General features: G+C 72.1%; 19 protein-coding genes and 2 pseudogenes. 8 read left to right on the forward strand and 13 right to left on the reverse strand.

Annotation, left to right across the window (positions count from 1 at the left end):
• Window positions 1-22: 22 nt before the first annotated feature.
• The 5 genes and pseudogenes from AB8Z36_RS05325 to AB8Z36_RS05345 all read right to left on the reverse strand — a co-directional run bounded on the left by AB8Z36_RS05325 (window position 23) and on the right by AB8Z36_RS05345 (window position 2,549).
• Entirely contained in the window at window positions 23-244 is a 222-nt protein-coding gene (locus AB8Z36_RS05325; protein ID WP_369211999.1) for a hypothetical protein, read from the reverse strand.
• A gap of 107 nt (window positions 245-351) precedes the next feature.
• A pseudogene (locus AB8Z36_RS05330) lies at window positions 352-624 on the reverse strand (trehalase-like domain-containing protein); the annotation flags it as partial.
• Between the two features lie 110 nt (window positions 625-734).
• Complete coding sequence (locus AB8Z36_RS05335) at window positions 735-1,628, reverse strand: alpha/beta hydrolase (RefSeq protein ID WP_369212000.1); 894 nt, start codon at window positions 1,626-1,628, stop codon at window positions 735-737.
• Between the two features lie 13 nt (window positions 1,629-1,641).
• Window positions 1,642-2,157 (reverse strand): alpha/beta hydrolase fold domain-containing protein, encoded by a 516-nt coding sequence (locus AB8Z36_RS05340; RefSeq protein ID WP_369212016.1) that lies wholly within the window; start codon window positions 2,155-2,157, stop codon window positions 1,642-1,644.
• Window positions 2,046-2,549, reverse strand: coding sequence for a hypothetical protein (locus AB8Z36_RS05345; protein ID WP_369212001.1), 504 nt, complete (start codon window positions 2,547-2,549; stop codon window positions 2,046-2,048). Before AB8Z36_RS05345 ends, AB8Z36_RS05340 begins: the two co-directional genes overlap by 112 nt.
• A 142-nt stretch (window positions 2,550-2,691) precedes the next feature.
• Between AB8Z36_RS05345 and AB8Z36_RS05350 the strand changes: the two genes are divergently transcribed.
• Window positions 2,692-3,684, forward strand: coding sequence for a LacI family DNA-binding transcriptional regulator (locus AB8Z36_RS05350; RefSeq protein WP_369212002.1), 993 nt, complete (start codon window positions 2,692-2,694; stop codon window positions 3,682-3,684).
• Between the two features lie 82 nt (window positions 3,685-3,766).
• Here AB8Z36_RS05350 and AB8Z36_RS05355 read toward each other — a convergent pair whose 3' ends face one another.
• A complete protein-coding gene (locus AB8Z36_RS05355) occupies window positions 3,767-5,872 on the reverse strand; it encodes a pentapeptide repeat-containing protein (protein ID WP_369212003.1) in 2,106 nt (701 codons plus the stop codon).
• A gap of 147 nt (window positions 5,873-6,019) precedes the next feature.
• Between AB8Z36_RS05355 and AB8Z36_RS05360 the strand changes: the two genes are divergently transcribed.
• The 3 genes and pseudogenes from AB8Z36_RS05360 (at window position 6,020) to AB8Z36_RS05370 (ending at window position 9,176) form a co-directional block, all read left to right on the forward strand.
• Window positions 6,020-6,442 (forward strand): VOC family protein, encoded by a 423-nt coding sequence (locus AB8Z36_RS05360; RefSeq protein WP_369212004.1) that lies wholly within the window; start codon window positions 6,020-6,022, stop codon window positions 6,440-6,442.
• A 185-nt stretch (window positions 6,443-6,627) separates the two neighbouring features.
• Entirely contained in the window at window positions 6,628-7,461 is an 834-nt protein-coding gene (locus tag AB8Z36_RS05365) for a PIG-L family deacetylase (RefSeq protein WP_369212005.1), read from the forward strand.
• A gap of 253 nt (window positions 7,462-7,714) precedes the next feature.
• Window positions 7,715-9,176 (forward strand): annotated as a pseudogene (locus AB8Z36_RS05370) (lamin tail domain-containing protein).
• Window positions 9,177-9,201: 25 nt separating this feature from the next.
• Here AB8Z36_RS05370 and AB8Z36_RS05375 read toward each other — a convergent pair.
• The 5 genes from AB8Z36_RS05375 to AB8Z36_RS05395 all read right to left on the reverse strand — a co-directional run bounded on the left by AB8Z36_RS05375 (window position 9,202) and on the right by AB8Z36_RS05395 (window position 16,267).
• A complete protein-coding gene (locus AB8Z36_RS05375) occupies window positions 9,202-9,765 on the reverse strand; it encodes a potassium channel family protein (RefSeq protein ID WP_440581858.1) in 564 nt (187 codons plus the stop codon).
• 134 nt (window positions 9,766-9,899) lie between these two features.
• Window positions 9,900-12,548, reverse strand: a complete 2,649-nt coding sequence (locus tag AB8Z36_RS05380; protein ID WP_369212006.1) for a SpoIIE family protein phosphatase — start codon at window positions 12,546-12,548, stop codon at window positions 9,900-9,902.
• A 132-nt stretch (window positions 12,549-12,680) separates the two neighbouring features.
• Window positions 12,681-14,408, reverse strand: coding sequence for a hypothetical protein (locus AB8Z36_RS05385; RefSeq protein ID WP_369212007.1), 1,728 nt, complete (start codon window positions 14,406-14,408; stop codon window positions 12,681-12,683).
• Window positions 14,405-15,973 (reverse strand): hypothetical protein, encoded by a 1,569-nt coding sequence (locus AB8Z36_RS05390; RefSeq protein ID WP_369212008.1) that lies wholly within the window; start codon window positions 15,971-15,973, stop codon window positions 14,405-14,407. The genes AB8Z36_RS05385 and AB8Z36_RS05390 overlap by 4 nt, the downstream gene beginning before the upstream one ends.
• 105 nt (window positions 15,974-16,078) lie before the next feature.
• The gene (locus tag AB8Z36_RS05395) at window positions 16,079-16,267 is read right to left on the reverse strand and encodes a hypothetical protein (RefSeq protein ID WP_369212009.1); all 189 of its coding nucleotides are present in this window, start codon (window positions 16,265-16,267) and stop codon (window positions 16,079-16,081) included.
• A 504-nt stretch (window positions 16,268-16,771) separates the two neighbouring features.
• On the opposite strand from AB8Z36_RS05395, the gene AB8Z36_RS05405 reads away from it, so the two are divergent.
• The 4 genes from AB8Z36_RS05405 to AB8Z36_RS05420 all read left to right on the forward strand — a co-directional run bounded on the left by AB8Z36_RS05405 (window position 16,772) and on the right by AB8Z36_RS05420 (window position 21,881).
• Complete coding sequence (locus AB8Z36_RS05405) at window positions 16,772-19,066, forward strand: heavy metal translocating P-type ATPase (protein ID WP_369212010.1); 2,295 nt, start codon at window positions 16,772-16,774, stop codon at window positions 19,064-19,066.
• A gap of 344 nt (window positions 19,067-19,410) precedes the next feature.
• The gene (locus tag AB8Z36_RS05410; protein ID WP_369212011.1) at window positions 19,411-19,794 is read left to right on the forward strand and encodes a copper chaperone PCu(A)C; all 384 of its coding nucleotides are present in this window, start codon (window positions 19,411-19,413) and stop codon (window positions 19,792-19,794) included.
• Window positions 19,795-20,251: 457 nt separating this feature from the next.
• Window positions 20,252-21,118: an SGNH/GDSL hydrolase family protein gene (locus tag AB8Z36_RS05415; RefSeq protein ID WP_369212012.1), complete on the forward strand. Its 867-nt coding sequence runs from the start codon at window positions 20,252-20,254 to the stop codon at window positions 21,116-21,118.
• Window positions 21,119-21,218: 100 nt separating this feature from the next.
• A complete protein-coding gene (locus tag AB8Z36_RS05420) occupies window positions 21,219-21,881 on the forward strand; it encodes a TetR/AcrR family transcriptional regulator (RefSeq protein WP_369212013.1) in 663 nt (220 codons plus the stop codon).
• A gap of 199 nt (window positions 21,882-22,080) precedes the next feature.
• Here AB8Z36_RS05420 and AB8Z36_RS05425 read toward each other — a convergent pair whose 3' ends face one another.
• Both AB8Z36_RS05425 and AB8Z36_RS05430 read right to left on the reverse strand, forming a co-directional pair.
• Window positions 22,081-22,626 (reverse strand): hypothetical protein, encoded by a 546-nt coding sequence (locus AB8Z36_RS05425; protein WP_369212014.1) that lies wholly within the window; start codon window positions 22,624-22,626, stop codon window positions 22,081-22,083.
• Between the two features lie 206 nt (window positions 22,627-22,832).
• Window positions 22,833-23,519, reverse strand: a complete 687-nt coding sequence (locus AB8Z36_RS05430) for a LuxR C-terminal-related transcriptional regulator (RefSeq protein WP_369212015.1) — start codon at window positions 23,517-23,519, stop codon at window positions 22,833-22,835.
• Window positions 23,520-24,202 lie beyond the last annotated feature (683 nt).

Below are 24,202 nucleotides of genomic sequence, written 5' to 3' on the forward strand. Positions count from 1 at the left end.
GGCGGGCGGGGGAGGTCTCCGCCTACTGGAGGGCCATGGTCAGGGCCGCCGTGATCAGGGCGGCCGTGATGCCCGTCAGCAGGAACACGCCCCTCCGCAAGCGCCGCGTCCGCGCCGTCCACGGCGCCGTCGCGGCGCAATTCAGTGTGCCGCGCGGCAAGCCGTCGCCGTGTTCAGCGTCATCGTCCAGCCAGTAGGCACCGAGCAGCTGCACGCCGCCCCCCTCGTTCTCGGAACACTTCATGACGGGCCAACCTTCCGGCCCCGGTCCAGGACACCGGCTCGCCACCCTTTGATACGCGGCTTTCACCACACTGTGATCTTGCCTGTGCCGCCCGCACATGCCGGGCCGTCGATGACCCGGACCGAGCCGTCCGGGGTGTCCCACTCCTGTTCCAGGACGAGCGAGTCACCCCGGTAGCGGCGGCGGTCGGCGGGCGGCGTCGCCGGGTCGGCCGGGCCGATCCGCCAGAAGCCGTGCTCGTCGGTGCCGAGCAGCCCGGCGAAGACGGCGGGGGAGTCGAAGCGGGGCAGGCACAGCCAGTCGACGGCCCCGTCCCTGCTGACCAGGGCCGCGGTCCGCATGTCGCCGATGAGGGCGTAGTCCTCGATGCGGGCTGCCACGGTGGTTCTTCAGTTCACGGGGATGGTGCGAGGGGCGTGCCGGTCGGCGGCGGGTCAGTCGTGCAGCGTGCGCAGGGCCGTGGCGACCGCCGCCTGCCCCGCCCGCGCGGTCAGCGAGGCCCGCTCGTACAGCCCGCCGTGTGGGTCAGGCCCACCAGACGCAAGGCCGCGACAGGGACCCCGGCGGCGGCCAGGGCGGCGGCGTAGGCCTCGCCGTCACCGCGGAAGGGGTCGCATTCCGCGGTGATGACGTAGGCGGGCGGCAGGCCGCTGAGGTCCTCGGCCAGCAGCGGCGAGGCGTAGGCGGAGCGCCGGTCGTCGGCCCGGGGGACATAGTCGGCGATCATGTGCTCCAGGACCGCCCACTGCTCGTCGGTGAGCTCGATGGCGTCGCGTTCGGTGTGCCCGAGCGTCAGGTCGAGTCCGGGGACTTCCAGGATCTGGAGCGCCAGCGGGTGCTGGGCCCGGTCGCGGTTGAGGTGGGTCAGCGCGGCCACCAGGTTGGCGCCCGCGGACTGCCCCGACAGGGCGGTGCGCGCGGGGTCGACGCCGAGCGCACCGGCTTCGCGCACCAGCCACTCAAGGGCGGCGTAGCCCTGCTCCAGTGCGGTGGGGTAGGGGTGTTCAGGAGCGAGCGCGTACGAGACGGCCGCGACGACGATGTTCGCTTCGGCGGCCCGCACCGCGCAGTGGGTGGCGACGCTCGGGTGGTGGATGCCGCCCTGGCGCCAGCCGCCGCCGTAGAAGTGCAGACAGACCGGCAGGTCGCGGGCCTCGGCCGGGTCGCCCGGGTAGTACAGGCGCACCAGCACGTCCGGGTGGCCGTCCACCGGCACGGTGTGCTCGCGGACCGGCAGCTCGGGTCCGCTCGCCCCGAGCCGGGAGTACACCGCCCGCTCGTACGCGAAGGCGGCCTCGCGCTGCTCGTGCACGTCGTCCGTCGCCGGGGGAGCGGGTACGCCGACGGCGGTGAGGGCGCGGATGAGGTTGGCGTCGATGGGCATGAGGTGGCTCCGATCAGGAAGGGGGGTTCGCGGCGGTCCGGTGGGCCCGGGTCCGCGGGAAGTCGATGACGTGGCGCTGCCCCGCACGTGCGGTCTCAGAGGTACCCGTGATGGACAGGGAACCGTGGAGGTGACCCGGGACGCGCCAGGACCGGGTCGGCACACCGGCCGGGGCGAGCCGGGCCGCGTAGCGCTCGCCGCCCTCGCGCAGCGGATCGAACTCGGCGGTGAGGCGCAGGGTGGGCGGCAGCCCGGTGAGGTGGGTGATCCGGGCGGACTCCGTCCATGGGTGCGCCGGATCGGCGGTGTCCAGGGGACCGGGCGTGCCCAGGTAGGCGGTGCGGAGCTCGGAGAGGTCCCCGACGTCGGACAGGGCGCTGAAGCGGCGGTAGGAGTCGTCCTGGTCGATGTGCAGGCTCACCCCAGGCACTTCGAGCACCTGGTGGTCCAGGGCCAGGCCGCTGTCGCGGGCGTGCGCCGCGACGAGCCCGGCGAGGTTCCCGCCCGCAGAGATCCCGCCGATGCCGATCCGGTCGGGAGTGAGCCCGAACTGGCCGCGGCGCGGTGCCGCAGCAGCCGGTCGTTGACCACCTCATGGACGCTGCCCAGGGTGAAGCCGCCGCCGTGCAGGGACAGGTGCCCGAGCCGCGGCCGGTCGCCGGGCGGCCGGTAGTGCAGGACCGTGATCTCCCCGGACCGGGTGGGGACGCGGTGCTCGCTCAGCTCGCACCGGGCGTCGCCGGTCAGCGTGAACCGCCTGGCCGCCGTGTCGGAGAGCTCATGCGCCGCGCGACGGCGCCGGGCGGGATCAGGTGATCCCAGCTCCGGAAGGCCCCGTGCGATCCCGTCGAGGGCCGTGAGCCAGTCCATGACGGTGGGCTCGACACCCGCGGCCCGGGCCAGCTCCTGGACGTCTGCCATCCAACCTCGATCGAAATGCTTCGACGAAACACATTAAGCATGGGCGGACATCTCGGTCAACGACCGGATGCGGCTCCGCTTGCTCGCCGAGTGCCGGACGCTCGGGCCACTCGGATAGGGTGCTGGGGTGGGAAGTGCGGACGTGACGATCTATCAGGTGGCCGAGGCCGCGGGCGTGAGCATCTCGACGGTTTCGCTCGCGCTGAACCATCCGGACCGGGTCAGCCCGAAGACCCGCGACAAGATCATCAGAGTCGCGGGCGAACTGGGCTACCGGTCCGGCGCCACCGTGGCCGAGCGGGCCCGGCGCCGCAGCGGCCGGATCGCCGTGGTGGCGCCCTTCAGCAGCTACGAGACCTACCGGACCCGGCTGGTCGGCGTCCTGGAGACCTTCGCGCCCCACCACATCGAGGTCGTGGTGCACGACACCCCGCCGAGCACCGAATCCGCATCGCCGATGCTGGAGGCGCTGCCCGTCCGGGGCGACGTCGACGGACTGCTGATCATGGGTGTGCCGCTCGGCGAGGAGAGCGCCGACCGCCTCCGCCGGTGGGGGCCGCCGACCGTGCTGGTCGACTCGGCGAACGACGAGTTCACCAACGTGAGCTTCGATAACGAACAGGCCGGTTATCTGCTGGCCGCCCATCTCGTCGCCCGTGGCCACCGGCGCCTGGCCTACCTCCACGAGCCCTACCAGCCCTCGGCGTACACCTCCGCCGGAGAGCTGCGGCTCCAGGGGGTGGCCCGCGCGCTGCGCGAGTCGGACAGCGCCGAGCCCGACTTCGAGGACCTGGAACTCGCGGGCAACGACGTGGCCTCGGCCCGCGCCTACGCCGCCGAGTTCGCCCGCCGTACCGAACGGCCGACCGCCGTCATCGCACACCACGACCTGCTGGCCGCGGGATTCCTCGCCGGGCTGCGCACCGCCGGTCTTGAGGCGCCCGACGAGGTCGCCGTAGCGGGCTTCGACGACGGACCGCTCGCGGAGGCCTTCGGCCTCACCACCATCCGGCAGCCGCTCGCCGAATCCGGCCGCCACGCCGCCGAACTGCTGCGCTCGCTGATCGACAAGCCGCGCCGGACGCCCGCGCGCACCCTGCTCGTTCCGCGGCTGATCGTGCGCGAGACGACCTGAGCGGTCGGCGGACGGAGCGGTCGTTCTCTCGCGGCTGGGAGTCCGGTGACCAGCGGACTGGCTCGCGGTGTGCTGCCGCGCGTCAACGTTTCACGCGGCTCCGGACGGCGAGGGCGGCCAGGCCGAGGAGGACCGGTTCGGCCAGCTGGGAGGCCATCTCCGTGTAGGTGCCCGTGGTGGTGAGGTCTTGTCCGGACGAGCGGAAGACGACCGAGTTGATGACCACCCGCAGGGCCTTCTCTCCCCGTTCGGCGCTGACGCGTTCGAGTACGGGTCCCGACGGATTGACCGGGTCGGGTGTCTCCGTGGTCAGAACGATGTTCCGCCCCTCGCCGACTTGGCGCCCGGTGGTGGTCGGCTTCGGGGCGTCCAGGGGCAGCCCCCACAGCACCATGACCGTGACCGTGCCCGTCATGGCCACTGCCAGCCAGGTCAGCGCACGCCAGGCCCGCAGCCCGTACCCGGAGAGCACCCAGTAGAGCCACAGCAGTGCCCGCTCGCCCCAGTGCGGCCGGGTCTTGTCGAGGCGGCGCATCTCGCACTCGCCGTAGTAGAAGTCGGCGGCATCCGGCTCGTTCTTGCCGTCCTCCAGGGACTTGCGCAGTTGCCGGTACAGCGCGGCGACCGCCGCCGCCTTCAGCTCCGGTGCCTCCTGCGGCGCGGCGGTCCAGGCGCGCGGGGTGACTCCGCTGGGACGGCGTGTCCTACGGGCCCGCCAGTGGTGCTCCTCCGCCAGCGTATTGCGCCGACTCCACCACCAGGGGAAACGTGGGCTCCAGCCACGGGGTGAAGCGGCGAAGGTGCACCAGCCGTCCACCTTCAACTGATCCAGGTGGACGGCTCCCGCGAACCGGCACTGGCTCAGGTCGATGTCCTTGAGTGCCAGGTGGGCGGCGTCCACGCCGTCCACCGACATCAGCCGTACCGCTGGCTCCCGGTCGGACAGCCCGGTCTCCCGCAGCGGGGCACTGTCGGCATCCATCGTGTCCGTGCGGAACGGCTTCGGGTGGGTTGCCACTGTCACGGGGTACTCGAAGACTGCTTCGGTCAGGTCCAGTTGGGCGTAGCGCAGGCGTAGCGTCGCGGTCGACGCCCACCGGGTGCGCGCACAGCTCACCCACCGGGCGGCGATGTGCACCCGCACCGGCTGCTGGAAATCCGCATGGTCCAGTACCACCCGCTTCTCGCACATCAGCGGGCCGAGGTGCCTTGCCGTCTCGAACCGTGCCACGTCGAACCGGACGTCGTCGAAGAAGGCGGCCCCGTCGAACCAGACCTCCTGGGAGAAGGTGGTTCTGGCGAAGTAGGCCCCGTGGTCGAAACGGGCGCCGCTGAATTCGACGTCGTCGGAGAAGACCGCCTGCTCGAACCGGGTGTCGTCGGAGAAGGTCGCCCCGACGAAGTCAGCGATGCCGGAGAAGGTGGCCTCGCGGAAGTGAGTGCTGCCGGTGAAGGTCGCCTCGGAGAATCCGACCGCGCCGGAAAAGGTCGCCCTGTCGAAGGTGGCGCCGTCGTGGAAGAGGGCTCTCTCGAACCGGGCCTCGTCGGCGAAGGCGGCCCCGTGGAACTGAGCGGTGCGGCCGATGATCGTGTCCCTGAAACGGGTGGGGCCGGAGAAGACCGCGTCTTTGAACCAGACGTGGTGGGAGAAGACCGCCCGGCCGAACTCGGCGTTGCCGGAGACGGACACCTCCTCGAACCAGGCATGCCGGGAGAAGGCCGCTTCCTCGAAGTCGGCGTTGCCGAGGAAGACGGTCCTGGCGAACCCGGCGTCACCCAGGAAGGACACCTCACCGAACCGGGCGTCGCCGGAGAACGATGCCCCCTCGAACTCGGCGTTCCCCGAGAAGGTCACCGAATCGAATCCGGCGTCACCGTGGAAGGCCGCCCCTTCGAACCATGCGTCGCCGGTGTGGGGCAGACCGTCGCCGGGATCACGCAGGGCGGCGAGCAACTGGTGCAGCAGCTCAGGGGTGAATGCGGTGCCACGGTGGTCGATGTCGGTGCCGGATGACAGCGTCATGAGGTAGGCGTCGAGGTCGGCCTCGTCGAGGTGGGCCAGGCAGGCGGTCGCCCCCTCGACACAGCGGCCCCGGCAGCCGACCGGATCGGCCGACGTGGCATCGCGTCCGCAGTGCGGCCACGACGGCGGAACAGGGAAGGGCGGTTCGGATGGAGCAGACGTCATGCCTCAAGGACGTATGGGGGCGGCACGGAAGTTGCCGGATCAGGTTGCGGCACGGCAAAGATGTGTGTCACTTGCCGAGAGCCTGGAGCACCGGCAACGAACCGGCGGGGCCGAGTGACGCTGACGCGGACGGATGGAGATCTACGCATGAACGGGCCGACCCACGGCATGTTGCACCACCTGGAGCTCTGGGTGGCCGACCTCGACCGCGCGCAGGCCTCCCTCGGCTGGCTCCTGGAGGCGCTGGGCCACAGCCTCGACCAGCGGTGGGAGGGCGGCCGGAGCTGGCGGCTCGGGCCGACTTACCTGGTCGTCGAGCAGTCGTCGGCCCTCACCGGCACGGTGTACGACCGCTGCCGCCCGGGACTCAACCACCTGGCCTTCCACGTCGCGGACGCCGCCACGGTCGACACGCTGGTGGCCGACGCCGTGGAGCACAGCTGGCGGCTGCTGTTCCCCGAGCGCCATCCCTATGCGGGCGGCAGCCACCAGTACGCCGCCTACCTGGAGAACGAGGACGGCTTCGAGGTCGAGCTCGTCGCGATGGTTCCGGCGACGCAAGGCACCTGAGAGCGCCGGGGGGGAACATCTGGTCGGGCCGGGATGGTTGCATCGAGCGGGGGACCGGCGCCGCAAGGGATCATGGGGGACATTTCGTCGTCCGTGCCCGTGCGGGACCGGGGCTCCGGGTGCGCGGCAGGTCTGCCGCGCACGTGGATCGAATCGAGATGTATCTCTTTGCAGGAGGATGGTTCATGACTGACCGGCCGTTGACTTTGATGGCAGTGCACGCCCACCCCGACGACGAGGCGACCTCCACCGGAGGCGTTCTCGCGCGGTATGCGGCCGAGGGCGTGCGCACGGTGCTGGTGACCTGTACCGACGGCGGGTGCGGTGATGGGCCAGGGGGTGTCAAGCCGGGGGAGCCCGGGCACGATCCGGCGGCGGTGGCCCTGATGCGCCGTCAGGAACTTGAGGCGAGCTGCGGTGTGCTGAAGATCAGTGATCTGGAGATGCTGGACTACGCCGACTCCGGGATGGTGGGCTGGCCGAGCAACGACGCTCCGGGTTCGTTCTGGCAGACCCCCGTGGAGGAAGGCGCGGCGCGGCTGGCGGAGCTGATGCGGCACTACCAGCCGGATGTCGTCGTCACCTACGACGAGAACGGCTTCTACGGGCACCCCGACCACATCCAGGCCCACCGCATCACGATGGCGGCGCTGGAGATGACGGAGCTGACGCCGAAGGTGTACTGGACCACGATGCCGCGCTCGGCGATGCAGCGGTTCGGCGAGGTGATGCGCGAATTCGGTGAGGACATGCCGGAGCCGGACCCCGCCGAGGCCGCCGCGCTGGCCGAGATCGGCCTGCCCGACGACGAGATCACCACGTGGGTGGACACCACCGACTACAGCGGGCAGAAGTTCGACTCCCTGGCCGCGCACGCCAGTCAGGGCGAGAACATCTTCTTCCTCAAGATGGGCAAGGAACGGTTCGGCGAGCTGATGGGCCTGGAGACCTTCGTACGGGTGAAGGACACCACGGACGCACCCCTCCCCGAGAACGACCTCTTCGCCGGACTACGCTGATCCGGCCGCCGGGCAGCCCGACTCGTCGGTAGATCGACGCCCACCCCGGGCGGCTTGGTTTTTCGGGGGCCCGGCTCCCCGCTCGGCCCGGCTTCAACGCCCGGCCGAACGGGGAAGCCGGGCGGCCGGGAGCGGTCGACGGGGACGGCGCGCCGCCCGGTGCCACCCGGGAATTCGCCGGGCGTTCGCACGGTGTCCTCCCCGGCGGGGGAGTTCTGTTCGATCTGAGTCGGGAACGTCAGGCGGCCTGATCATGACAACGTCAGAACGGAATCCCGTGATCCCCAGACCGACCGGCCGCCGTCGGCCTCGCGCCCGTGCCCGCTTTCTCGCCGCCGTACCGCTCCTCGCCGCGAGCGTCCTGACCGGAGTGCCGACGGCACACGCTGCGGCCAGCGACGACATCCGCGTCAATGAGGTGGTGACCACAGGGGGCGTCGACGACTCGATCGAACTGTTCAACAAGGGCGCCGCCTCGGTCGACGTCTCGGGCTGGGTCCTCAAGGACAGCGACAAGGACCACACGTACGAGATTCCCTCCGGGACCGTGCTCGCACCGGGCGGCCACCGGGCGTTCGACGTGCACGACGCGTTCGGGCTCGGCTCCGACGACCAGGCCCGCCTCTACCTCGCCGACGGCAGGACGCTCGTCGACAGCTTCTCCTGGAGCACCCACTCCAGCCCGTCCTGGTCACGCTGCCCCGACGGCACCGGCGACTTCGGGCGGGCGGCGGCCGTCACCCTCGGCGGCCGGAACGCCTGCGGCACCGACGGTGGCGACGACGGCTCCACGACACCGGTGGCCTGGCCCGGCGGCAGCGGCGTGGCCACCGCCGACGGTTCCGACGTGTTCGGCGAGGACCTCAGCGGCCTCCACCAGGAGGGCGGCGTGCTGTGGGGGGGCGCAGAACAGCGGCAAGCTGTGGCGTCTGGTGCGTGACGGTTTTGGCGGCTGGAAGCCGGACACGGCCAACGGCTGGTCCTCCGGCAAGACGCTTCGCTTCCCCACCGGCTCCGGGGCCCCCGACAGCGAGGGCGTCACCCTCACCGGCTCCGGTGCGGCCGGCGGCGCGTTCGTCGCCAGTGAGCGCGACGGCGCCGCCTCCGGCACCAGCCGCCTGTCGGTGCTCAAGTACGACGTCAGCGGCTCCGGGTCCGCGCTGACCGCCACCAAGGAGTGGAACCTCACCTCCGGCCTGCCCGCGACCGGCTCCAACCTCGGCCTCGAAGCGATCACCTGGGTTCCCGACGCCGCCCTGACCGGCGCCGGGTTCAAGGACGCCGCCACCGGAGCGGCCTACGACCCGGCCCGTTACGGCGCGCACAGCGGCGGCGTCTTCTTCGTCGGCGTCGAGGGCACCGGAATGATCCACGGCTACGTCCTCGCCGACTCCGGCGCCGCCACCCGTATCGCCTCCGTCAGCAGCGGCATGTCCGGCGTGATGGAGTTGCAGTGGGAGCCGCAGGCCGCGCGCCTCTGGGCGGTCTGCGACGACACCTGCGACGGCCGGCACCGCACCCTGAAGATCGACGCGACCGGCGCCTTCGCCACTGCCGCCGTCCACCGGCGGCCGAGCGGCATGCCCAACTACAACAACGAGGGCTTCTCGGTCGCGGGCGCCGACGAGTGCGTGGCCGGAACCAAGCCCGTGTACTGGGCGGACGACGCCAACGACGGCGGTCACGCCCTGCGCAGGGGCACCATCACCTGCTGACCCGCCACCCCCCGGAAGACCGCCCTCACCCGTTGGACCGCTCGTCCGGTGAACCCTCGTCCGAGGACGCCGGGCGGGCGCGGCGCATGAGGTTGACGCGTATCTGCCGCGTGAGCGCCGTGGCTCCGGCGGTCAGGAAGATCAGGCCGTAGACGATCTGGAGCAGCGTCAGCGCCCGCGCCGTCTGGCCACGGGGGCTGATGTCCCCGTAGCCGATCGTGGTGAGGGTGACGACGGTGAAGTACAGCGCGTCGAGGCGCGTGCGCAGGCCGGAGAACTCGTGCGTGCGCTGGGCCAGTACGTAGTACGCGGACGAGAAGAGCAGGACGGTCAGACACATCAGGCCGGTGATGATCCAGCCCGGCCTGGTGCCCGTCCGGTCGGCCAGTACGTCCAGTATCTGTACGAGCAGGCCGGCCGCGACCAGGGTGAGTCCGGCGATGAGGACCAGCCAGCTCAGCACCGGACGCTGCGGTCCCAGGTCGCGCAGCGGCACCAGGAAGTACGCCGTGACCGTGGCGGTCGCCCAGGCCCACAGCAGTACGGGACGGTGCCACGGACGTGCCTTTCCCTCCCGACGACGTGTCACCAGGATTCACCCCTCCCGTGCTCCCTCGGTGCACCGGACCCTGCTCGCTCACCCTCCCTTCCTCGGTACACCGGCCGACAGCACGGCTCAAGCCACATGCCCGCACGCGTCCGTACCGGGCGGGAAGGGGCCGTTCAGCGCGGCGCCGTCCCGGGCGGTGGCGCGGGGCGGATGGCGAGGACGGCGATGTCGTCGGCGCTGTCGGCGCCCAGGCCGATCAGCAGTTCGTCGCAGAACGTCTCCAGAGGTTCGCGCGCCAGCGCCGCCGCCTGGGTGCGCAGCCGGTCGAGACCTCGGTCGAGGGGCTCGCCACGCCGCTCGATCAGCCCGTCGGTGTAAAGGAGCACGGTGGAGCGGGCCGGGAGCACGGTCTCCGCCGTACGCCGGGGCATCGCGGGATCGACACCGAGCAGCAGGCCCGAACCCTCTTCCAGATAGCGGGCCTCGCCCTCCCAGGTGGTCAGCAGGGGAGGCAGATGCCCGGCGGCGGCGTGCGCGAGGCACCAGGGGCCTTGGGCAGGCCCTTTGACCAGGCCGTAGAGGCAGGTGGCGGTGGCTTCCCGGTACAGGCTGTGGTTGGCCAGGTCCAGACGGCGCAGCACCGTCTCGGGCGGCTCCTGGCGGTCCACGGCGATGCCGCGCAGCATGTTGCGCAACTGGCTCATGGCGATGGCCGCGTCGAGGTTGTGCCCGGTGACGTCGCCGATGACCACGGCGGTGTCACCGCCCGGCAGCGGAAAGCTGTCGTACCAGTCGCCGCCGACCTGCGCGGTCGCGGACGAGGCGGCATAGCGTCCGGCCAACTGGAGATGGTCCACCTGCGGCAGTACGGGCAGCAGGGAGCGCTGGAGGCTCTCGGCGATGCTCCGGGTCTGCTGGTACAGGCGGGCGTTGTCCACGGCCAGGGCCACGCTGCGCACCAGGTCGCCGACGAGCGCCACGTCCTCCTCGGCGAACGGCCGGTGGCGCGTCGTACGGGTCACGGTCAGGGCGCCGAAGATCTCGCCGCGGGCGCTCAGCGGCGCGACGACGGAGCTGCCCGCACCGAGCCGCCGGAACAGTTCCAGATAGTCGGCGTCCAGCGCGCTGCCGACCTGGCCCCGCGACGGGGACCCGGAGATCAGCAGCGGTCCCGCGCCACGCAGTGCCCGGGCCAGCGGGCCGCGCGAGGAGTCCGAGAGGGGCGGGAGCCGTCCCTCGTACGCCGCCGGGCGCAGCCCCCGCACTTCACGGTGCACGGCACAGACCCGGTCCACCTTCGCCTCCCCGGTGAACAGATCCACCGCGCACCAGTCGGCGAGCCGCCGTGTCAGGAGCCGCCCGACCGACCGCAGCCCCTTGGACAGATCCAGGATGTTGCTCAGCGTGGCGCCCGTGTCGGCCAGCAGCGTGAGCCGTTCCAGCGTGTCCATGCCCGCAGGGGCCCGGCCCCCGTGCGGGGGAGCGGCCGGGGTGWACGGTTCCGGCGCTCGTACGTCCTCGGGGAGCGGGGACACCTTGTCGAAGGAGTCAGGGGGGTCGAGGTGGACCGTGGCCCGGGGCGCGAGCCGTCCGACGAAGACGGCACGGCCCTCGTCGGTCTCCCGGGTCTCGATGTACAGCCGTACCGGGACCACCCGGCCGTCGCGGTGCAGCGCGGGAAGGGGCACCGAGCGGCCCACGATGCGGGCCTCCCCGGTGAGCAGCAGGGAGGCGAACGCCGCGCTGTGGCGCTGGCGCAGGTGCTCGGGGATCAGCGTGGTCAGCCGCCGTCCGACGAGATCCTCCGGCAGCCAGCCCAGCAGCTCCGCGGCGGCTCCGTTCGCCGCGATGATGCGGTTCTCCTCGTCGGCGGCGATGGTCGGGAACCTGCTGGCCCGCACGTCATCGGCGTTCCAGGGCGTCAGTTCGGATGCGCTGACCTCGGGCTCGTGGGGCACCACGGTCCAGGCGGTGGGGCGCGCTCCGGCGAGCTGGCCCAGGATCTCGTCGAACATCCAGTCCTGGAAGGCCCGGCTGCGCGGGAGCGCGGGCAGGGCGAGGATCTGTTCCTTCCGCGCCTCCCCCTCGGCCACGTCGAGCACCCGGCGCAGCGCGCGCACCCCGGAGGCGGCGTCGGCAGGCACCGACAGGCGCAGGGAGCGCAGCGGCGCCTCGGGAAGCGGCTCGGCGGACGCGGCGGCCGTGCAGGCGCGGAGCACCTGGTCGATGTCGTGGGCGGCGGCGAGCTCCGCCGGGGGCACCGGAGGACTCGCGGGCCCGGCGAACGCGGCGAGCGTCAGTTCGCGCAGCAGCGCGTGCCGGTGCTGCTGGCTCGCCGAGTACAGCGCACTGGGGATGTCGACGAGCGTCACCGTGCCGGTGAAGACGCCGCGCCGCTCCCTTGTCCGCCACTCGGGTGACGGCGGCGGCGTACCGTCCGCGCGCAGCTCGAACCACACGGTCTTGCTCCGGTCACCGACCTCGACCCCGTGACGCGACGCCAGGGCCTCCACCAGGCTCAGGCCCAGCCCGCTCCCCACGTACGGGGGGCAGTGCCGCGCCACGGGCACGCGGTCCGGCCGGTCGTCACTGACCCGTACGCGGACGCCGCCGTCACCGGTGCGCACGGACACCTCGGTCTCGGTGCGGGCGTGCAGGACCGCGTTGGTCACCAGTTCACCGGTCAGGAGCTGGGCGGTGTCGGACCACTCGGTGCGGACGTCTGCCAGGGCGGTCCGTACGAGCCGCCGAGCGGCCGCCGCGCTGGTCGGCGCCGCGGGAAACCTTCGTGACACCGTCTCCGGCCGGTCGACGTCGCGCATGCCCTCAGTGTGGCCGCCCGCCGCCCGTCACGCCCCGGCTCCCGGCGTCGCCCCTGGTGACAGCGGCGCGGTCGGGGGCCAACCGGGTGGCACGTGCGCCGACTCGGTGCGAGGCGTGGGTCCTCGGCGGGCTCAGTCCCTCACCAGCCGACCGAGGGCGAGGCGGGCGAGCGGGGTGTAGGCGGCCAGCACGGGGACCGGGCCCCGCATCGTGAGCCAGGTCGCGCTGCCCCGTGGGTGTGGTCGCACGCCGTGGTGCAGCCGCAGGCGGAGCGGCCCCGAACGCACCCGCCACACCCACTCCCGACGGTCGTGGTCGACGCTCTCGACCACGAAGGCGGCACGGACGCCCACGACGGACTCGACATGGCCCGTCAGGCCGGGCCGTATCTCGCGAGGCACCGTCTCGCGACTCTCCGTCCCGCGACGCACCGTCCGGGGTCCGTCCACCCGCACGCCCTTGATGTGCGGCGCCCAGCGCGGCCACTCGTCCAGGAGCACATAGCGCCGCCAGGCGGTCTCCGGTGACGCCGTGCCGACCGCGGTCGAGGTCATCGTTCCCATGCCGGACCACCTTCCCCGGAGAGGCCCCGCCCCGCATCCCCGGGCGGGTACGGAGAAGCGACGGTCACATCCACCCGGCCAGGCCCCTCTCCCTCTGCACGAGGTGGACCGCGGACGCGCGCAGCAGCCGCTGGGCCGCGTCCCACAGCGCGTCCGCTCCCTCGCGCCTGCGCAGGTCCTCGCACCACGCGGTCCAGAGCGAGGGCACGGCCGCCGAGGGCCCGCTCCCCGCGGACCAGCCTCCGCGCCGCTCGCCGCCCAATGCCCGCACGCGGACACGGCCACCGCGTTCACCCATGCGCCGTCCGTGACGAGGCAGGCCGTCTGACGTCCCCGGGGCACGTCCCACACCCGGACGCTCCCGTCGGTGGCGCCGGAGACCGCCACGCGACCGGCGGCGTCGACGGCCACGGTCCGCACCCAGCCCGTGTGGCCGCGCAGGCGGGCGCGGACGGTTCCGTCGGTGATGTCCCACACCGCCAGGGTGCCGTCGTGGGAGGCCGAGAGCGCCTGGCCGCCGGGGAGCAGGGCGATCTGCCCGACCTCCCACCGGTGCGGCGTGAAGGTGCGCAGACAGCGGCCGACGTCGAGCCTCCACAGCGACACGGTGCCGTCCGCCGCCCCCGTGACCAGGAGGTTTCCGTCCGGGTCGGCAGTCGCGCACTCCACACCGTCCGGCGCCGCCCACCGGGTCGGCACCTCGCCGGTCCGGATGTCCCACACCTCAAGGGTGCCGTCCTCGGTCGCCGTCAGGCAGTGCCGCGCGCCGGTCAGGAGCAGCGCGGTCACGGTGCCCGTGCCGGAACGCAGGAGCCGGGTGTTCCCCCTCTCCCCGGCCAGCGAACAGTGCAGCGGACGCAGCCAGCGTCGGCCACGCCAGCGCAGGGCGGCGCGCAGCAGCGCTTCCAGCTCCTTCAGCCCCTTCGAAGGCTCATCCCCGAGGCGCCCGAGGAGTTGGGCGGCGAGTTGGGCCGGGTCGCGGGCCAGCGCCGGTTCCGCGGCCCACAGGGTGCGGCGGAGGAGGGCGAGCGCGTCGCGCTGGGCGGCCCGCATCCCCGTGGGCGGGGCCGTGCCGTCGCGGCCTGTGCCGTCGCCATCGAGGCCGTCGGCCAGGCCGAAGTCGGTGAGAAGTGCGCGGACCCCCACGAGATCCAGCTTGGCCTGGAGGAAGCCGAAGTCGAGCAGGATACGGGCCAGCAGGTCGCCTCGCCGGGCACGTGCCGCGGTCCGCGGCAGATGACGCAGGCGGCCCTCGGCCACCTCGGCCGCGCCCTCACTCAGCCCCGCCCGGGTCATCCGAAGCCCTGGAGCAGCCGCAGCGAGATCATTTCGTTGATCTCGGCCAGGTCGATGCGGGAGGCGGCCAGGACCTCCTCGCGCCGCAGGAATTCGGCGAAACTCTCGTGGTAGAGGCTGTAGCGGCGCTCGCCGTCGACCGCGTCGCGGCGCAGGAACTGGCTCCACTCCCTGGTGATTCCGGCGACCGTGGTGGCCTGTTCCGCGGTGATCTCGGACAGGAGCCGGACCGATATCGGCTCCTGGTACTCCAGCAGCACGTACAGGACCTTGAGCTTCTCGTGCGGGGGAGCGGGGGTCTCCATCCCCATCACACGCCAGTGGTTGGCGTAGTAGTCCCGGAGCCCGGTGGGCAGGGCCTCGGGGCCGGTCGCCGTCCAGCGTCCGGCGACGATGTCCGCCACGACGTGGCGCAGGTACATGAAGTTCGCCTCGCTCCGCTCGCCCAGGTGCCGCGTGTACGCGTCACGGGTGAGTCCGTTGTCGCGCATCCAGTCCGCCACCGCGCGGATGTCCGCCGTGCGGTCGAGGTAGGCGTGCGCGTCCGCGACGTTCTCCGCCCGGAACCGTGCCGCGTTCAGGTCGAGGGTGTGGCTCGGCACCTCTACGAGCAGCGGCAGCGGGACGTCGCGCTTGGTCGTCACCACGTACACGCCCTCGGGCAACTGCGCGGGCAGATACAGGACGTTCGCCGTTCTGTCCTGGCAGGTGAGGTCCACCTCGTCGAGGGCGTCCACGGCGAGGACGAGCGGTCCCTCGCGCGCTTCGGCCGCCTCGTCCAGTAGCTCGGCGAGCACACCGCCGTCCCGGAACTCCGCGGGCAGGGCATCGGGCGGCAGCCCGGCCCAGCGTACGAGTTGTCCGCACATGCTCTCCAAGAACTGGGACGCCCTGGTCAGGCCGGAGGCACGCTGATTGAAGTAGGCCAGACACCCGGTCCGTCGTACGTAGTTGGCCAGCACGGCGCTCTTGCCCATGCCGGGGTCGGCGCGCACGGTGAAGTACCCGCAGGGCGCCGACCCGATCCACGACTCCAGTTCCTGGTAGACGAAGTCGCGCCCCACGAAGTCCCGGCACTTCTCCGAGACGAAGGAGCGGAACCTGCGCGGCAGCGCGAGCCGTGTCACCTGCGCGGCGTGCCGCCTGGCCAGCAGCGCGGAGGCCATGCGGCGGATGGCGTGGAGTTCCTGACGCGTCTCGTCCGTCGCGGCGAGCATGCTGTCGCGCTGCCGGGTCAGCTCGCCGATGACGCCGTCGAGCCGCTCGCCGAACTCCCGCTCCACCCGCGCCAACCGCCCACGGTCGTCGGCCGACTCCCGCCCGGCGGCCCTGGCGGTGTCGAACATGAGCTGGCGGAAGAGCCTCTCGTCCTCGGTCGCCCGGCGCCGGAACGCGGCGAGGGTCCCCGCGAGAAGCCGCTCCCGCACCCCGGCCACCAGGGTTTCGGGCGCCCCTCCCAGCCAGCTCTCGGAGCGCTGGAGCCGGGCCATGAGCGTCTCGTTGGCCGCGCGGGCGATCCCCTCATGATCACGGTCCCCGTCCGGCGCGAACAGCGACGACCGCACGGCAGCGGGCAGCAGCGGATCGGCGGCGCCGTCCGGCGTGAGCCCCAGGACGGTCAGCGCGTCGTCGTCGAGCGCGCGCAGACGCCGACGGATGTCGGCTCGCTCCTAGCGGGACCGGCTCTCCCGTACGGCCTGATCGGCCAGGGCGCCGACGGATTCGATGAAGGACTCCAGCAGGGCGCGCTCGATCAACTCGCCGGTCTGCCGCAGCTTGCGCTGCGCCCAGGAGTAGGCCTCCGTCGTCGGCACCCCCAGGAGCGCGCCTCCCACCATGGCGAGAAGTTCGATGATCATCGCCGAGGCCCCCTGCTCCCGCCGTGCCCGCAACGGCCTGTCCCACGGGTCATGTGCCTTGTTGTACCGCAGTCCTCAGCCGGGGGCACGGCTCCGGCACGGCTCCGCGTCGTCGGCGCTTTCCGCGTGACGCGCATCACCCGGTGCGCCGGGAACACCGGGATCGCGACGCCCGACTACTGGACCGACACCGGAAGCCCGCACGCGGCGGGCGCAGCGGTGGCCGGAGCGATCGGGAGAAGCCGTGAGGGAAAGTCATGGAGGCGAGCAGGTCTCCGCAGCGCCCCCTGAAGGTCCGAAGCGGCTGGGGCTCCCGTCACCCGCGCTCCTCGGATTCCTTGTGCTGCTCGTGGTGGTGTCCGGGGTCTCGTATGCCGTGGGGCAGGCGGTGGGTCCGGTCGCTCCGGGCATGCACGGGACGAGCGGCGATGGCGGTGGTGGTGGGGCGCCCGGTGGTGAGGGCGGTATGGGCGGCATGGACATGGGACACGGGAGCGCGGATTGATGGGTGTGGCACCCGCCCCCTCCCTGACGGTCACCGATATCGCGGTCGGTGGGATGACGTGCGCCGCGTGCGTGCGCCGCGTGGAGAAGAAGCTGGGCAAGCTCGACGGGGTCGCGGCGAGTGTCAGTCTGGCGACGGGCACCGCACGGGTCAGTCACCCCGTCGGCGTCTCCCCGGACGCGCTCGTCGCCGCCGTGGAACAGGCGGGGTACACGGCCCGGCTGCCGCTCAAGGAGCAGCGGGACACGGCGGGCGAGGACGACGAGGAGACGGCGGCGGAGCGCGCCGAACGGTCGCGGCTGATGGTGGTCTCGTCGCTGGCCCTGCCCGTACTCGTGCTGTCGATGGTCCCCGCCTGGCAGTTCCGCGACTGGCAGTGGCTGTGCTTCACGCTGGCCGCTCCGGTGGCGCTGTGGGGTGCCTGGCCGTTCCACCGGCGGGCGCTGCGCGGCGCACGGCACGGCGTGGCGACGATGGACTCGCTGGTCTCGCTCGGCGTGCTGGCGTCGTTCTGCTGGTCGGTGTACGCGCTGTTCCTCGGCGGTGCGGGGCAGGCGGGGATGCGGATGCCCCTCTCGCTGGTGCCGTCCGCGCCCGACGGAGCCGCGCAGTTGTATCTGGAGGCGGCGGTCGGCGTGCCGCTGTTCGTGCTGACGGGCCGGATGCTGGAAGCGCGGGCCCGGCGGGGGACCGGGGCCGCGCTGCGGTCGCTGGCCCGGCTGGGGGTCAAGGACGTCGCGGTACGCCAGGGGCGCGGCGAGCGGCTCGTCCCCGTGGAGCAACTCGCCGTCGGAGACACCTTCCTGGTCAGACCCGGCGAGCGCGTCGCCACCGACGGCGTCGTGACGGAGGGGAACTCCGCCGTCGACCAGGCGCTGGTGACCGGCGAGAGCGAGCCCGTCGAAGCGGGCCCCGGGGACACGGTGGCCGGCGGCGCGGTCAACGCGGGCGGACTGCTGCTCGTACGCGCCACAGCGGTCGGCGCCGACACACAACTGTCGCGCATCACCCGGATGGTGACCGAGGCGCAGACCGGAAAGGCACGCGCGCAGCGGCTCGCGGACTCCGTCGCCGGGGTGTTCGTACCGGTGATCCTGGCCCTCGCGGCGACCACGCTGGGGTTCTGGCTGGGCGCCGGAGCCGATGCGCAGGCCGCGGTCACCGCGTGCGTGGCGGTCCTGGTCGTCGCCTGCCCGTGCGCCCTGGGCCTCGCCACCCCGACGGCGCTGATGGCCGCGACGGGGCGCGGCGCGCAGCTCGGGGTACTGGTCACCGGGCCGCGCGCGCTGGAAGGCCTGCGGCACATCGACACCGTCGTGCTCGACAAGACCGGCACGCTGACTGCGGGCCGCATGAGCGTGCTCCGGGTGACCGTCGTACCGGACGCGGACGCTTTGTGTGAGCGCGAGGTGCTGCGGCTGGCCGGGGCCGTCGAGGACGGCTCCGAACATCCGCTCGGCCGGGCGATCACCGTGCACGCGGTCCGTACGCTCGCCGACGACGTCCTGCCCGCCGTAAGCGACTTCACCGCCGTTCCCGGCTTCGGGGTGCGCGGCCGGGTGGCGGGGTGGCTCGTCGAGGTGTCCGCCGTCGCCGACGACCCACCCCCGGCGCTCGCCGAGGCCTTGCGCGCCGCTGAGGAAGCCGCGCACACCGCCGTGCAGGTCAGCGTCGACGGGAGGCCCGTCGCGCTGATCGCGGTCGGAGACGTGCTGCGACCGGGCAGCTACCGGGCCGTGGACCGGCTGCGCCGGTTGGGTGTGCACCCGGTACTCGCCACGGGCGACCGGTCGGCCCCGGCCCGCGCGATCGCCGCGCACCTGTCCATCGACACCGTCCACGCCGCCTGTTCACCGGAGGACAAGGCGGCTCTGGTCGCCGGGCTCAGGGCCGAGGGGCGCCGGGTCGCGGTCGTCGGCGACGGCGTGAACGACGCGGCTGCTCTCGCCTCGGCCGACCTGGGCATCGCGATGGGCGCGGGAACGGACGTGGCGATCGGTGCCGCCGACGTGACGCTGGTGCGGGGTGAGATCGAGGCCCTGGCCGACGCCGTGTCCCTGTCGCGCACCACGCTCGCCACGGTCCGCGCCAACCTGATGTGGGCGTTCGGCTACAACGTGGTGACCGTGCCCCTGGCGATGGTCGGCCTGCTCCATCCGATGCTCGCCGCCGCGGCCATGTCGGCCAGCTCGGTCCTCGTCGTCGTCAACAGCCTGCGCCTGCGTACGTGGCGTCCCGCGCCGCACTCCGTACGGAAGACGCCGTGTACCGCGAGGGGCGGGTGGCGACCGTGATCGGACTCCGTACGGGACATAGGCGCGCGGGACATGGGCGTACGGGCCATGGGCGTACGGGACATGGGGGGACGGCGCGACGGTTCGGGCAGTCGGCGCTCGCCGCCGCCGCGCCCGTCGCCGCGTGCCTGGCGGCCCTGGGCGGGCTGACCGCCTGGGTCTCCCTCGGGCACGCGGGCACACCTCCCGACCTGAGAGCCTGTGTCATATCCCCGGCCGGGCGTGCGACGCCTGGCACGCACCCTCGCCGCGTTACCGAAAAGCCCTAGTAGCTCCGCTACGAGGGCTCTCCGGCGCCTTGCGATCGCACGCACCAGACGCCGCACGCTGGTCCGACCGGGGATATGACACAGGCTCTGAGCGTCCCGCGGGCCCGCGTGTTCCAGCCGACGGCGGGCGCCCCCGACACGGCGGCCTTCTTCCGCATCACCAATCAGGGTTCGTCGTCCGATGAACTGGTGGAGGTGACCTCGCCCTCGGTGCCGGGCCGGATCGCCCTGAGCCGTCACCGGATGACTCCGTCAGGCGCGGCCTACCGCGAGGACACCGAACGGCTTCAGGTGCCCGCGCGCGGCTCGCTGGACATGTCGCCGATGTCCAGCGACGTGACCGTGCCCGCCGCCCGGCCATGGCGGGTGGGCGACCGGATCTCCTTCGACCTGCGCTTCGAGCACAGCGGCACGGTCCGGGTGCGGGCGGAGGTCGTCCGGCCCGGAACTCCGGACTGACCCCCGCGATCGCCGTTCCGGCCGAGGTTTTCGAGGTCGTACCGACCGCCGCCGCCCTTCGTACGCGGAGACCTACGTATACGCAGATCGCGGCGGCGGGGTAGGCGCGCCGATCACCGCGCAAGTAGGTTCCGTGACACCGGTTGGTTGAACGCGCATCCGCTGTGTCCCCCCGCGGCAGGAGGTGCGTCGGACAACCGGTGCCGTGTGAAGGCGCACGCGGCTATCCCTGGCACGTCGTCCGGCTCGCAACGGAGCGCCCGGGAGTTCCACTGCCGCTTCCCTCGGGCGGCACGACGTGCGCCTTCCACGGCCTGACGCGGAGATACCTACGTGACGTAGAAATGGCGAGCTCGGGCCGTCGCACCCGCGCTTCCCCACGTACTCTCGCGGCCCGCCGTTTTCTCCGTAACGGGGTTTCCCTCTGGGCGCTCGGACCTCGATTACGCTCCGGCGCATGGAAAAAGGGCCAGTCAGACTCCGCTCGCGTGCTGTCGCCGCCGTCGCGGCAGGGGCGCTGCTCGGCATGGCGACGCTCACCGCGTGCGACGCGTCACCCACCCGATCGGCGCCCTCCTGGGACACCACCCCGCGCTCGCTCGCGGCCGTCGGCGACTCCATCACGCGCGGGTTCGACGCCTGTTCGCTGCTCTCCGACTGCCCCGAGGCGTCCTGGGCGACCGGCACGGACGCCGGGGTGCGCAGCCTCGCCACCCGGCTGCTGGGCAAGGAGCGTGCCGCCTCGCACAGCTGGAACCACGCCAGGACCGGCGCCCGGATGGCGGATCTGCCCGGCCAGATGAAGCGGGCCGCGGCCGAGCGGCCCGAGCTGGTGACCGTGCTGGTGGGTGCCAATGACGCCTGCCGTTCGTCGGCCGCCTCGATGACCCCGGTCGGCGACTTCCGCGAGGACTTCACCGCCGCGCTGCGCACCCTGCGCGGTGCGCTGCCGAAGACGCAGGTGTACGTGGCGTCCGTGCCGGACCTCAAGCGGCTCTGGTCCCAGGGGCGCACCACCTGGCTGGGCAAGCAGGTGTGGAAGCTGGGCATCTGCTCCTCGATGCTGGCCGACTCCGACGACGTGAGCGCGGCGGCGTCCCGGCGGCGCAATGCGGTGCGGGACCGCGTGGTGGAGTACAACGAGGTCCTCCAGGAGGTGTGCGAGAAGGACCGGCGGTGCCGGTACGACGGCGGGGCGGTCCACGCCTACCGCTTCGACGGCGGCCAGTTGAGCCACTGGGACTGGTTCCACCCCAGCAAGGACGGCCAGTCCCGGCTCGCCGCACTCGCCTACCGGCGGATCACCTCGGTCCACAGCAGGTGAAGCCGCCGCGCTCACCCCGGGGCCAGCGGCATGCCGAGCACGGAGTGACAGAATGGCCGCGGGTGAAGAACCGGGCGTGACGGCGAGAAGGGCGTGGCACGTGGCGGAGCCGAAGCGCAAGGGCGGTGTGAGCGAGCAGCGGCGCGCACGGCTGCGGCTCGAGATCTCCCGCGAAGCGGCACGCCTGTTCTGGGCCCAGGGGGTGGCTGCCACCAGCGGCGATCAGATCGCGGCGGCCGTCGGGCTGTCCACCCGCACCATCTGGCGGCACTTCCGCAGCAAGGAGGCGTGCGCCGAACCCGTTGTGACGCAAGGCGTGGTCACGCTGCTGAGTGTGCTGCGGAGTTGGCCGGGGGATGTCTCGCTCGAGGACCACCTGCTGACCGGACTGAGCCGACTCCGCGAGGAGGAGCCGCCGGTCAGCCTCGCCGACGAGATGCTCGCGGTGCGGATGATCCGGCTGGCCGACACCGAGCCCGCTCTGCGCACGGCATGGCTGATGGCCTGCGACCAGACGGAACGGGAACTGCGGACGATCATCGGCGAGCGTCTCGGTCTTGAGACCGGAAACCTCCGGGTGCGGCTGTACGCGGCCGCCGCCGCGTCGGTCGTGCGGGTCCTCGACGAGCGGATCGGCGCCGCCATCCTCGACGGCACGGACCTGCCGGAGTTCGACTACAAGGACGTCAGGGCCCTGGCCCGGCACTACGCCCACGCGATACGCACGGCCACCGACGGCGCCATCGGCGAACCCGTCGCCTGACGACGAGGCCGGGCGCAAGCGACACGATCCGCCCGTGTGCCGCAGCCCGTACGCCGTATGCCGTACGGGGGCGGTGTCGGCCGATTGGCCGACAGTGCGGCGCGCCGGTCGGTACCGGGGTCGGACGTCATCGGCCGCGCCATGGCCGGATCATGGTGTCGACGGCGGCCGACGCCTCACCCCCGTGGCCCGGCCGCCGTCACTCCCGGAGCTCCGCGTCGGCGTGTCCGGGCTTGCCGCCGGGCGACGGCCGCCCGCGGAACCGGTCCAGGGGATAGGGGCGGTGCCGGTCCAGTGCCCGTCGTAACGAGGCCGGGCAGATGAGATGGGCCGTCGCCTCCGAGGTGAACGGGCGCATCCAGTAGCGGCCGGGAGGCGCCTGCCGCGTCCGCTCGGGCAGCCGGATCGTTCCGCGGCCGAAGCACCGTGCGTCGGGGCTGACCCAGTCCATGGCGGTCCCCGGCGGCACCAGCGCGAAATACCGGTCGGGTTGACGGCCCTCGCCCAGCGTCGCCACGACCGGCCCGCAGTGGCGCGGTCGCGTCGCGTCGAGTTCGTGGATCACCGCGAGGCCCCGGCGGCCCGCGGGAAAGACGACGACGTCGAACAGGACGCCCACGGCCATCACCACCTCGGCATCGGCGGGCACCGTCACGTCCGGCGTCTCGGATATTCCAGGCCCGGTTGTCTCAGGCGCGGTGGGGCGGACGGTCGATTCCGTCAGCGGAAATTCCACCGTGGTCATCGGCGGGAGCTCCCTCTTGGCATATGCGCGTATCATCAGGCCCCGACCTGGCTTTCTGGCGGGGATCATGCTGAACATGCGCAGTGGGCGGACCGGTCACTCCACAAAACAGTGCGTAATCCATCGGGTGCGTATGTCGCCCGGGGAGCGGTGCGAGCCTCTAGGTAGCGCAGCACTTCACATGCCTGTGCGGCACCGGCGCGCGGTCAGCCGCTGACGCGTGCCCTTTCGTGCTCCCAGGCCCACGCCGCGATCTCCACCCGGTTTCTGACCTTGAGCTTTGTCATGATGCGGGCCAGATATGTCTTCACCGACGACAGGGAGAGCGACAGGGCGTCGCCGATCTCGGCGTTCGTGTGGCCCAGTGCCACTAGGCGCATCACATCGCCCTCGCGTCCGCTGAGCTCGACGGCAGGCCGTCTCGGCGGCACCACGGCCCGCTCCGCCAGCGCAAGACGCTCCATCAGGCGTGCGGCGAGCGCCGGTGAGATGAGGACGTCTCCGCAGGCCGCCGCTCGCACCGCTTCGGCGAGGAGCGTGGGCGAGGCGTTGTGCAGCAGATAGCCGCGGGCCCCGTCCCGCACCGCGGCGCACACCTCCTCGTCCCTGCCGCTCGCCGCCATCAGGACGACGTTGACCGGCTGGGGTACCCCCGGGCCGGACAGCTCCCGCACGAGCCGCGAACCGTCGAGGCGTGGCATGTGGTAGTTGGCCAGGACGACCCGCGGGCGCAGGGCGCGCGCCAGTTCGAGGCAGCGCAGGCCGTCGGCCGCCTCACCGACCACGTTGATGTCCGGCTGCTCCGCCAGAATGAGGCCGAGCCCCGTGCGCATCATGGGCCGGGCCTCGGCGATCAGCACATCGATCTGCCCGCCGTCTGCGCGGAGTCGCACGCTCTGCCTTCCTGCTCGCGGGGGCGCCCACCCGCGTCCACGGGTTCTCACAGGCGCCGAAGTCCCCCCAAACGTACTCATCCGGAGGGAATCAAACTTCCGCAAGAACCACGTAAGTGGGTCAATGATGCCAACCACGTAGGCCATGGAAGCAACTACCTACGTAACGTAGTCCCCGGGGGGTCGGAACCTCGGTTGGATGGTGCTGGCCCGGCCCGTTCCGGCATTTACACGTGACCAAATTCGGTTTCGTTCACGGGCTCCCTCTCGGCTTTATCGGCAGGTGCATATGACATTGCGGAAAAGCGTGCGGCCCTGTGACGCGCGTAGAGGTTACGTACATGAATACCGAGATGTCGGTGCGGCACGAGAACGGGTACTTAAGTAACGCATTTCAGCGGGATGTGCGGGCCGGATGCCCTGGTCGGGGATTCCGGAGAACGAAAAGAACTCGGTTATGCTCGGCGGTATGGATTCAAGGAACGCCGGACCCGAGTCGGCCGGGTCRTCGGAATTGCCGAGCAATTGGGGGCCGATCCAGCCGACGCCCGTCAACGGCGGCCCTTCCGTCCCGGTCGGCCAAGAGGCGTCTTTGGCGCGACGGGTGATGCGGGGCGCCCGCTGGACGAGTGCGTGTCGATGGCCGGGCTGCGGCACGGCTCGTCCCCGGACGGTCCAGGCCG

Origin of the sequence: Streptomyces flavofungini (genome assembly GCF_041028215.1) — a bacterium.
GTDB lineage: Bacteria > Actinomycetota > Actinomycetes > Streptomycetales > Streptomycetaceae > Streptomyces > Streptomyces flavofungini_B.